The sequence below is a fragment of the Undibacterium sp. GrIS 1.8 genome, from assembly GCF_040544445.1.
In the GTDB taxonomy this organism is placed as follows: Bacteria; Pseudomonadota; Gammaproteobacteria; order Burkholderiales; family Burkholderiaceae_D; genus Undibacterium.
In genome coordinates, this window is the sequence record NZ_JBEONQ010000007.1 from 76,691 (window position 1) to 87,644 (window position 10,954).

The 10,954-nt window shown below is 46.5% G+C and carries 4 protein-coding genes; 2 read left to right on the forward strand and 2 right to left on the reverse strand.

The window, feature by feature from the left end:
• Positions 1–19: 19 nt before the first annotated feature.
• The gene (locus tag AAKU64_RS05040) at positions 20–5,911 is read left to right on the forward strand and encodes an alpha-2-macroglobulin family protein (protein WP_354329934.1); all 5,892 of its coding nucleotides are present in this window, start codon (positions 20–22) and stop codon (positions 5,909–5,911) included.
• The gene (pbpC, locus tag AAKU64_RS05045; RefSeq protein WP_354361575.1) at positions 5,911–8,157 is read left to right on the forward strand and encodes a penicillin-binding protein 1C; all 2,247 of its coding nucleotides are present in this window, start codon (positions 5,911–5,913) and stop codon (positions 8,155–8,157) included. The genes AAKU64_RS05040 and pbpC overlap by 1 nt, the downstream gene beginning before the upstream one ends.
• A gap of 261 nt (positions 8,158–8,418) precedes the next feature.
• Here the strand turns inward: pbpC and AAKU64_RS05050 are convergent, their stop codons facing one another.
• Together AAKU64_RS05050 and AAKU64_RS05055 are read right to left on the reverse strand one after the other, a co-directional pair.
• Entirely contained in the window at positions 8,419–9,204 is a 786-nt protein-coding gene (locus AAKU64_RS05050) for a substrate-binding periplasmic protein (protein ID WP_354361577.1), read from the reverse strand.
• 149 nt (positions 9,205–9,353) lie between these two features.
• The gene (locus AAKU64_RS05055; protein WP_354329903.1) at positions 9,354–10,928 is read right to left on the reverse strand and encodes a sensor histidine kinase; all 1,575 of its coding nucleotides are present in this window, start codon (positions 10,926–10,928) and stop codon (positions 9,354–9,356) included.
• Between the last annotated feature and the right edge of the window lie 26 nt (positions 10,929–10,954).

The window sequence follows — 10,954 nt, forward strand, 5'->3', positions numbered from 1 at the left end:
TGTTCTGCATCGCGTGATAATGTTATGTGTATTTTTTCTTGGTTCTATCCTCAACATTATCGAAGCGAATGGTGCCAGCATTACTCGATTTTCACCTCAAGGTGAAGTGGCTCAGGTTCGACAGATCAGAGCCACATTTTCTGAAGCAGTGATTGCCTTTGGAGACCCCAAAGCGGCTGCTCCTTTGGATATTAAATGTATCCAAGCAGGCTCAGGTCGATGGGCAGATGATAAAAACTGGGTCTACGATTTTACCGCTGACTTGCCGCCGGGTACGCTATGCAGCGCTCAGTTAAAAGCTAATTTTAAGACAGTTACCGGCGCGGCGATCACAGGTAAAAGCACTTTCCAATTCTCCACTGGCGGTCCGGCAATCGTCAGTGTTCGCCCTTATCAAGGCGAGTCTATTGATGAGGAGCAGGCATTTATTCTGTTTCAGAATGGTGTAGCCACCAGCGCCAGTATTTTGCAGCACACTTATTGCGAAATTGAAGGTGTGCATGAGCGGGTTCCGGTACGGTTTATTGAAGGTGCTGCCCGTACTGAATTACTAAAACAATACAGCTCAACCGACGAGAATACCGCTAGCCGTATCAGTATTGTGCAATGTCAGCAGCGTTTTCCTAATGCGGCGGCTGTGCGTCTGGTCTGGGATAAGGGAATTGTGACGCCATCAGGTGTGCTAAATAGTCAGGTGCAATCGTATAAATTTAAAGCACGTCAGGCATTTACTGCTAGCTTTACCTGCGAGCGCGAGAACGCCAAAGCTGCATGCACGCCGATACAGGCAGTAGCATTAAATTTTAATACGCCAATTAGTCGGAAACTCGCAGAACAGATCGTTTTAAAAACTGCAAAAGGTAGTAGTAAGCCGACGTTTAAACGTGATGAAAAAGAAGAAACCGTACAACGGGTTGAGTTCGCCCCACCGTTCGCCGAAAAGACAGAATACACACTGGAGTTGCCGGGTAAATTACAAGACGATAGTGGTCGTAGTTTAGGCAACGCTGCACAATTTCCTCTGAAGTTTTCTACCGCTGATTATCCACCGCTGGCAAAATTTCCTGCTGCTCCGTTTGGTATTGTTGAACTGAACGCGGATGCAACCTTACCAGTCACCTTGCGTAACGTAGAAAAAAATCTGATTGCCCGCAGTGCCGACGGTAAGCAGTCACCGGGCACGCTTGCGAACTTAAAAGTCGATGATGATGCAGGTATCATCAATTGGATACAACGACTTAACCGTTATCATGAAAGCAGTATTCAGGTTGCAAACAAGTCTGTAGAAACTCGCAGTATTGGTTTGCTAGTTAAAGAAGCCGGCGTGCGAAAACTCGATTTGCCTAGCTCGCCAGAAGACAAAGATACAGCAGCCATTGCATCCAGGCCATTTGAGGTGATTGGTATTCCACTCAAAGATCCGGGTTTTTATGTGCTGGAACTGGAATCTCAAAAACTGGGTAGTGCCTTGTTGGGCAAGCCTGCTCCGATGTTTGTGCGTACCAGTGCGTTGGTCACCAATATGGCAGTACACATTAAATTAGGTCGTGAAAACGGCGCAGTCTGGGTAACGAGTTTAGACTCGGCTAAGCCTGTAGGCAATGCAGATATCCGTGTATCTGACTGCACAGGTAAAGAAGTTTGGCGCGGCGTTAGTAACGCAAACGGTATCGCAATGATACCGACAGCACTGGATAATCCTTGTCGCTACAGCGAAGACAACACGGACGTCAGCAAGGGCAAAATTAATGGATTCTTTGTCAGTGCTCGTAAGACCGATGAAAAAGGGCGCAAGGATATGGCGTTCGCTTTATCGTCCTGGAATAGCGGTATTGAATCGTATCGCTTCAATTTGCCAACGGATACGAGTAAAGTCGCGACGGTCAGAGCACACACTATTCTAGACCGTAGCTTATTCCGAGCGGGTGAAACTGCTTCAATGAAGCATGTGATCCGTATTGAAAATATGCATGGATTCGGTTTTCAGAAAGCAAGTTTATTACCTACCCGCGTTCGTATTATCCACCAAGGAAGCAATCAGGAATTCCAGTTTCCGCTGGTATGGCGCGGACAGAATACGGCTGAAACAACTTTTACGATTCCAAAACAAGCTAAATTAGGAACCTACAATATTGTGCTGGATCAGGGAACATCAAAGACAAGTGAGGCGGGCAATGACACCACTAATAACGATGCTGATAACGAATCCGATGGTGAAGACCGCTACGGTCGAAATACCTACAACAGCGGTAGCTTTAGGGTAGAAGAATTCCGTCTGCCTTTACTACAGGGGCGTATTACTCCACCCAAAGCCGCGCAAATTGCACCGAAAGAATTAGCTCTTGATGTGCAGCTAAATTATCTTAATGGCGGCGGTGCTTCTGGTTTGCCGGTAGAGATCAGTAGTTTGCTGCGAAATAAAAATTTAAGTTTCCCCGCCTATGATGGCTATGCGTTTAATGCTGGCTACGAAGCCGATGATGAACAAAAAATCGTTGCCAATAAATTACCGGTAAGTCTGGATAAAAACGGCAGCGGTAAAACGATTATCAAAAATTTACCCGCGATTAGTAAGCCGCAAGAATTATTGTCTGAGATGACCTACGCCGATCCTAATGGCGAGATACAGACTATATCTGCTGTGACGACTCTATGGCCTTCTGCCGTGATTGTCGGTATTAAAGCCGGTGGTTGGGTCTCAGTTAAAAAGAAAGTCACATTAAGTACTGTAACGCTGGACACCAATGGCAAACCGCAAGCGGGCGTCGCTGTGGCACTAACAGGGTTATCGAAACAAAGTAATTCACATCGCAAGCGTATGGTCGGCGGATTTTATGCCTATGAAAATGCAGAGACAACCAAGGACTTAGGCGAGCTATGCGCTGGCAAATCTGATGCGCGTGGTTTATTCCTCTGCGATGTAGAAATTAAAGAATCCGGCAATGTAGAAATCACTGCCAACGCAAAAGACGACAACGGCAAGAGCGCGTTAGCGAAAACTTCTGTCTGGGTCGCTAATCAAAATGAAATTTGGTTCGATGGCGAAAATCAAGATCGTATGGACGTCTTGCCTGAGAAAAAACAGTATCAGCCCGGTGATATCGCTAAGTTCCAGATCCGTATGCCATTCCGTTATGCAACCGCATTGGTTGCGGTTGAGCGTGAAGGTGTAATCGATACAATGGTGGTGCAATTGAACGGACGCGATCCAAGTATTACGGTCCCGATCAAGGCTGGCTATGGGCCTAATATTTTCGTATCTGTGTTGGCTGTTCGTGGACGGATGCGTGAAGTTCCTTGGTATTCCTTCTTTACCTGGGGTTGGAAAGAGCCACTGAACTGGTGGAGCGAATTCCGCGAGTATCAAAATCCCGGCGCGACTGTCGATCTGGCAAAGCCAGCCTACAAGTATGGAATTGCCGAAATTTCTGTTGGCACTGCCGCACATCAACTGGCAGTCACCGTAACTAGTGATAAATCGGTATATCCAATTCGCACTACCTCCAAAATCACAGTGCAGGTAATGCGGCCAGATGGCAAACCTGCCGCCGGTGCTGAAGTCGCATTGGCCGCCGTTGATGAGGCGTTGTTAGAGCTGCAGCCAAATACTTCTTGGGATATTTTGGGAGCCTTGTTACAACGACGAGGATATGGTGTCGAGACCGCGACTGCACAAATGCAAGTGATAGGTAAACGTCATTACGGTCGTAAAGCCGTTGCAGCGGGCGGTGGCGGTGGAAAATCATCGACGCGTGAATTATTCGATACATTACTACTCTGGAAGCCCTCTATCATCCTAGATGCAAACGGTCGGGTGCAAATTGACGTGCCGTTAAACGATGCACTAACCAGCTTTAAGATCGTCGCGATTGCGCAAAGTGGCGCTGATCTTTTTGGTACCGGTTCCGTCAGTATCCGGTCCAGTCAGGATTTGCAATTGATTTCTGGCTTGCCGCCATTGGTGAGGGAGGGCGATCAATTTGTCGCCATGCTAACGGTACGTAATACAACGACTCGGTTGATGAAAGTCGAAGTGATGGCGAATGTCGCAGGCTTGTCGTCCGAGCTGAGCAAGCAAAATATCGTAATACCAGCAGGTGAATCGAGAGAGGTAAATTGGAATGTGGTGGTGCCAGCTTCGCCCAATAATTTAAGTCCATCTTCCTTCTCTAATGCCGACAGGCAGCAGTTGACTTGGGATATTAAAGCGCAAGAAATCTCAGCAGCAGGAGTGCAAGGCGTGAAGGATGCACTGAAGATTAGCCAGCGTGTGATTGCCGCAGTACCTGTTACGGTGCAGCAGGCTAGTTTGTTCCAGTTAGAGGCACCTATGACGATGGCGGTTAGTCAGCCTGCCGACAGCTTGCCTGGGCGAGGTGGTCTGGCGATTTCTTTAATCCCTAGTCTGGCTGGTGGTAACGAGAGCTTACGTCGTTATTTCAGCGAATATCCTTACTCCTGTCTTGAGCAAAAGACATCACGCGCTATCGGCCTGCGTGATGCTGCTATGTGGCAAAAGATAACGGCTGATTTACCTAGCTATCTGGACGCCGATGGTTTGGCATATTATTACCCTCCGGGCGACAGCAGCCAAAGGCATGGCAGCGATAGTTTGACTGCGTATATCTTGGCTGCAACCAACGAGGCTGGATTTGCTGTACCGGATGCCAGTCGCGACAAGATGTTGCAAGGCTTGAGTGCGTTTGTCGAAGGCAAAATAACACGCGATTTCTGGTCGCCGAAAAAGGACCTGGATATCCGTAAAATCGCCGCGCTAGAGGCAATGTCTCGTTATGGTCAAGTGCAGCCTCGGATGCTGGGTTCAATTCAAATCGCGCCGAATCTATGGCCAACCTCCGCCATTATTGACTGGCTGTCAATTTTGCAGAGAACCGCTAATTTACCCAAGCGTGAGGCCTATCTTAAAGAGGCGGACCAAGTGCTGCGGTCACGGCTGAATTACCAAGGCACTCGTCTTGGTTTCTCTACTGAGGCCGATGATTATTGGTGGTGGTTAATGAGCAATGGCGACAGCAACGCAACCCGACTTATTTTAGTCATGCTGGACAATCCTGCATGGCGTGATGATATGCCGAAGTTGATGACAGGAGCCATTCAGCGCCAAACTCGAGGCCGCTGGATGACGACTACGGCCAATGTCTGGGGCTCATTAGCATTAGAAAAGTTTGCCAATAAGTTTGAAACTGAAAAAGTTTCCGGCATAACCAAAGCAAGCTTGCAGCAAGGTGCTGTGCAAAGTTTTAATTGGCCCGTGATTGGAACTAGCACTACAACAGCAACTGGTGGTGGTAATTTGCAATTGCCTTGGCCTGCCAATACTTCTACTGCGATGCCATCGCCCAAATCGCTAACTCCGGCAGATGGTTTAAAACTCAGCCACGAAGGCAAAGGTAAACCATGGGTAGTATTGCAAAGTCTGGCTGCAATTCCCCTAAAAGCGCCATTCAGCAGCGGTTATAGAATCAACAAAACCATCGTACCAGTTGAGCAAAAAGAGAAGGGTAAATACAGTCGTGGTGACGTCCTGCGTGTTAACCTAGAAATCGATGCACAGACTGATATGACTTGGGTCGTCGTCTCCGACCCCATTCCCGCAGGGGCTAGTTTGCTGGGTTCAGGTTTAGGCCGTGACTCTGCAATTGCCGCAACTACTGGAGTAGATAATAGCAATGCAGGTAATTGGAGTACAGCCTGGCTTGCCTATGAAGAGCGCAGCTTTGAAGCTTTCCGTGGTTATTATGAGTTTGTGCCTAAAGGAAAATTCTCACTGACTTATACGGTTCGCCTAAATAATGTTGGCGAATTTAAATTGCCACAAACTAGAGTTGAGGCCATGTACGCCCCAGAAATGTTTGGAGAAATTCCGAATCCTGTCATGACAGTCAAGTAATGCGATTGATGAAGTACCGTTGGATCAGATTCGTTTGCACCGCGTCCATTGTCTGTGCATTGAGTTTAGCCGCAGGCATCGCTAACGCGGTGCCCAGTTTTAAAGAAGTACAGGCTGACTTTGTCTCGTCAGAAGGGTTTTTGCTAGACAGGCACGGGGTTGTAGTTCATCAATTAAGGCTTAATCAAAAAGAGCGCAAGCTCGCCTGGGTCAAATTGGAAGATGTCTCTCCGGCGATTAGAAATGCTTTAATCGCGTCGGAAGATAAACGTTTTTACCAGCATAGCGGTGTAGATTGGAACGCCGTGGCCGCCGCTGCCTGGGGCAATTTGTGGAATAGCAAAACCCGCGGTGCCTCTACTATTACAATGCAATTAGCGGGCTTACTCGAAGAGGATTTACGCCGTAAATCCAATGCCCGCACAACTACCCAAAAACTCACTCAGGTATTGGTGGCGCAATGGCTGGAGCGCAGCTGGCGCAAAGATCAAATCCTCGAAGCGTACTTAAATCTCGTACCATTCCGTGGTGAGTTAGTTGGCGTACACGCCTTATCACGGGTTATGTTTGACAAGCATCCCAGTGGCTTGGATCAAGTTGAGGCAGCAACTGCTGTAGCCTTGCTCCGCGCACCCAATGCAACCTATACCAAAGTGGCAGAGCGTGCCTGCAATATCCTTAAAGATCAGGGTGCTCCGGCATTTTGTCAAAATCTGGCAGGACAAACTTCGCTCTACTTTGCGCGACTGACGGCTAAATCCGATTTAATTAATGTCAGCAATGGACCTCAATTAGCACCGCATCTTGCGCAGCATTTAGCAAATAAGTTATTGAACGCGAACATGCATTCTCTGCGATCTACCTTGGATGCCGGAACCCAGCAATTCGCAAAAGATGCTCTAACACGACAGTTATCTGCTTTGGTTGACCGCAATATTGAAGATGGCGCAGTTCTGGTACTAGATAATGCTAGTGGCGATGTACTCGCATGGGTTGGCTCCAGCGGTAACCTGTCCGATGCCCGCCACGTAGACGGAGTCCTTGCTTTACGTCAGGCCGGATCAACCCTGAAGCCGTTTTTATACGAACTGGCCTTAGAGAAAAAATGGTTGACTGCGGCATCCATCTTAGACGACTCCGCCATCAATTTACCCACCGCATCCGGTTTGTATATTCCGCAAAATTACGACAAACATTTTAAAGGTTTGGTTAGCGTACGCACTGCCTTGGCATCGTCGTTAAATATTCCTGCCGTGCGCACTCTGGTCACAGTCACTCCTCAACTGTTTTTTCAACGCTTACAGAGTCTGGGATTTTCTTTGCGTGAAGAGGGTGATTATTACGGCTACAGTCTGGCGTTAGGCAGTGCTGATGTGAGTCTGCAAGCCTTAACAAATGCATATCGGACACTAGCCAATCAGGGTAAATATAGCGCTATCCGCACCAGCGAAAAAGATCCCAAGTCTGTAATGCTGCCCAGATTATCGCCTGCTGCGACGTTTATCATCAGCGATATTTTGTCCGATCGCACTGCGCGAGCTGTAACCTTTGGATTAGAGAACGCCTTGTCTATACGCTCTTGGTCTGCGGTAAAAACCGGGACATCCAAAGACATGCGAGATAACTGGTGCATTGGTTATTCTGACCGCTATACCGTAGGCGTATGGGTTGGCAATGCATCCGGCGCGCCGATGTGGGATGTGTCTGGCGTAACAGGTGCTGCGCCGATCTGGCAAGAGGTCATGCAATATTTAAACCGGTCGGTTTCAAACACGAAGAGTACCGCTAAAAAAGAATTGACCAGAACTGTTCCCGATGATGTCGTTATGCACTCGATTAGCTACGACGATCAATTAGAAGCGCCAAGGAATGAATATTTCATCAAAGGGACTGAGCAAAGCCACATCGCCATCGCAAAATCAAACGAAATTAGACCGTCGATCACTTATCCCACTGCAGGGATGTTGGTTGCCCTTGATCCAGACATTCCACCAGATAGGCAACGCATACGATTTGCTACACAGGGATTACAGCAGGGTGGATGGATATTAGATGGCCGAAGTTTGAGCAACCCTGGCAAAACAAAATCGCAGTCAGGCCAACTGGCACAAATTGACTGGATGCCATGGCCGGGCAAACATCTATTGCAGCTTGTTGATAGCAAAGGTTTGGTTGTGGACGAGATCCGGTTCGAGGTGCGCGGAGCTCAGCTTGCGATAAGAAAAAATACTAAGAAGTCAAAATAGCTTGATTAGCAGATCAACTAGAGCAGAGTTTTATTTTTGATTCTGCTCGAGTATAGCCAAGAGTATGGTCTGTGATTTTTACTAGTTTAAAAAGGAATGTCATCCTCTTCTATCGGCTTAGTATAACGTTCAACGGCGTCCAATCTTGCATGCAAGTTTGCAAGTACGATTCGTTGCTTTGTAGGTGAGGCGTCATTGAAAAAATGCAGAAAGTCACGAAGCGCTTCTATAGAAAAATCCTCTTTTTTAGAGTAATACTATCTACTTCAAATAACTACTTTCAATCTTCGCAGCACTACCATTTTTTTTAATCGTTTCAATCGCTGCATTCATCTTCATAATAAAGTCCGCTTTATACGCAGGATTATTATTGACGCTATAGCCAATAAATGTTTCTTCACCAGATAACTCAAGTGCCTCTTGTAGTTTGAAATTGTTCAGATCCGGATCAGCTTGTAATTTTTTTGTCGTATAAAAAGCAGCGCCTCTATCAGTTGCGTAGCAGGCGATACGTTTTGCTGCTAGTTTTTTTATATTGGCTTCATTACCTTTGGCTTCTGACAAAGTAATTTTGCCTGCCTTAGCTGCGTCGATCAGTCTGGACGATAAAAGAAAACCAGCGTTGACGCCTATCGTTAAACCTGTAAAGTCGTCCGGGAATTTTTTTCTTGGGGCTGCCATCACATCCGGATTACAAAAGAGTACGACCGTTTCCGTGTAAAGCACGACAGAGTAAGTGGAGATATAAGTGCGTTCTTTTTTAAACCCGGGCGGGAATAAAGCGAAGGACGCGCCGCTTTCCAGATCAGCTAAACCTCGCTTCCAAGGCCTTGGTTTAAGCTCTACCTCATAAGCTGGTTTTAATAACTCAGACGCCTTATGCAACAGCTCTACATACATCCCTTTAAACTGACCGTTTTCTACATAAGAGTAGGGTGCATAATCATCGTCACCTAAGAGAATCACTTTTTCAGTTGCGTACGCGCTTGAGCCGACTGCTGATACAAAATAACTGGCAAGAAAAAAATAGAAAAATTGACGTTTCATTCGTAATCCTTCGATAAAAATTCCAAGGTCTAATATGTAGTCGTAGTCACAGGGTTTAGCATGAAGTTATTCGTATCTGAAAATACATCTGAAATCTGCGGCATGTATGCGGTACCTGATTCTCTCGATTGAATTCTTAATCGCGTATTTCAGGTCAAAATAGTATTTGTTTTGGGTGCGACTATGGGTAAAGTGAGGATGAATTTTGTATACGAGTTATGTCCCGTTTTGCTGTCCACTAAGATGGTTCCACCAAGCACGTCATTGGCGATGTTGTAGACAATATTCAGACCAAGACCACTGCCGCCTTGCCCCAGTTTTGTAGTGAAGAAGGGGTCGAAAATCCGATTAATATTTTCTTGTGAAATACCTTTGCCGTTATCCATAAAGACAAATTCAATTTGACCCAAAGGTAATTTTTTAACATAAATACTAATGATGCCGAGATGCTCGGAATCAAATCCATGCGCTAGTGAATTATTAAAGAAATTAGTAATCATTTGCCCAATGGCGCCTGGATAACTGTCCATCATGATGTCGTCTTCCAGGACGGTATTAATTTTATGCGGTGTTTTTTTAAGTAAATGATGAAGCGTTGCCAGTACCTCGTTGATGACTGATTTAAGGTTAAAGGTACGTCGTTTGTCACTTGACTGGTCAACCGCAACCTGTTTGAAGCTACTGATGAGTTCGGCTGCATTATTGAGATTTTGAATAATTAATTGGCCTGCTTCAACCGACGCGTTGGTATAGTCTTCTAAGATTGAGCGTTTCAATAATCCGGCCTGATAATTAGCAGAGAAGTTTTTACTTCTATCCAGGAACGAGGTCGATACCAGAAGCGCATTGCCAATTGGCGTATTGAGTTCATGTGCAACTCCAGCGACCAGCGATCCTAGCGCTGCGAGTTTTTCTGATCTGATTAATTCATTTTGCGATTGATTTAGCTCTACCGTACGGGCTTCCACTTTGCGTTCAAGTGAATCATTCAGATCCCGAATGATTTGCTCGTTTCTTTCTCTCTCAATCAGGTCGGCTTGTAATTGCTTATTTTTATCCGCTAATTCGGCCAGTAGCTGGTTAAGTGTGTTGCGGGTTACCTCTAGCCTATCGGCCAGGCTGCCAAGCTCATCATCGCGGTAAGGCCGGATCGGCGTCGCAAAATTGCCTAGTGCAAGCCGGTCTGCGTCTAGCCTTAGTTGATGGATTGGACGTACAAAGCGGTAATACAGCAGCACTAAAATGATGATCAGTGAAACGATTAATTGGAGGGCGATACTGCCGACATAGTTTCTTATGCGCCGCAAAAACTCGGCATCTAAATAACCGCTATCAAGACCGACTTCAACACGGCCTAAGACTTCGCCCTGATACAAAATTGGTTGGGCGCTGACGACGACGCTACCTATTTTTCGTTCCGGTAAGCTTTTACGGAAAATGGATTTGTCGCCTTCAAATATTTCTACTTTGGTGATGGCAGGGGTTGCCATAGCGGCTTCTACCTGATCTTGGATTGCAGAGGGATTTTTGTTCCAGACTGGGTCGCGCAAATTTAGCGCCAGCATATTGGTAATTCTTTGCAGATCACTTTTTTGCTGCTCTACTGCGGCATTTCTCTCTACGCCCCATATGAATATCCAGCCAGATATAAAGGCGGGTACGAGCAGTCCAGTTAATATGCCAAGCAAAATGGCGATCTGTATGCTGAGATGCGGTTTTTTCATTAGAAAATACCAGTTCCACTGGGGTT

What these genes read in the sequence shown, in the direction of transcription:
- AAKU64_RS05050 (WP_354361577.1), bottom strand. Translation starts at nt 9,204, where the DNA reads ATGAAACGTCAATTTTTCTATTTTTTTCTTGCCAGTTATTTTGTATCA.
- AAKU64_RS05055 (WP_354329903.1), bottom strand. Translation starts at nt 10,928, where the DNA reads ATGAAAAAACCGCATCTCAGCATACAGATCGCCATTTTGCTTGGCATA.
- AAKU64_RS05040 (WP_354329934.1), top strand. Translation starts at nt 20, where the DNA reads ATGTTATGTGTATTTTTTCTTGGTTCTATCCTCAACATTATCGAAGCG.
- pbpC (WP_354361575.1), top strand. Translation starts at nt 5,911, where the DNA reads ATGCGATTGATGAAGTACCGTTGGATCAGATTCGTTTGCACCGCGTCC.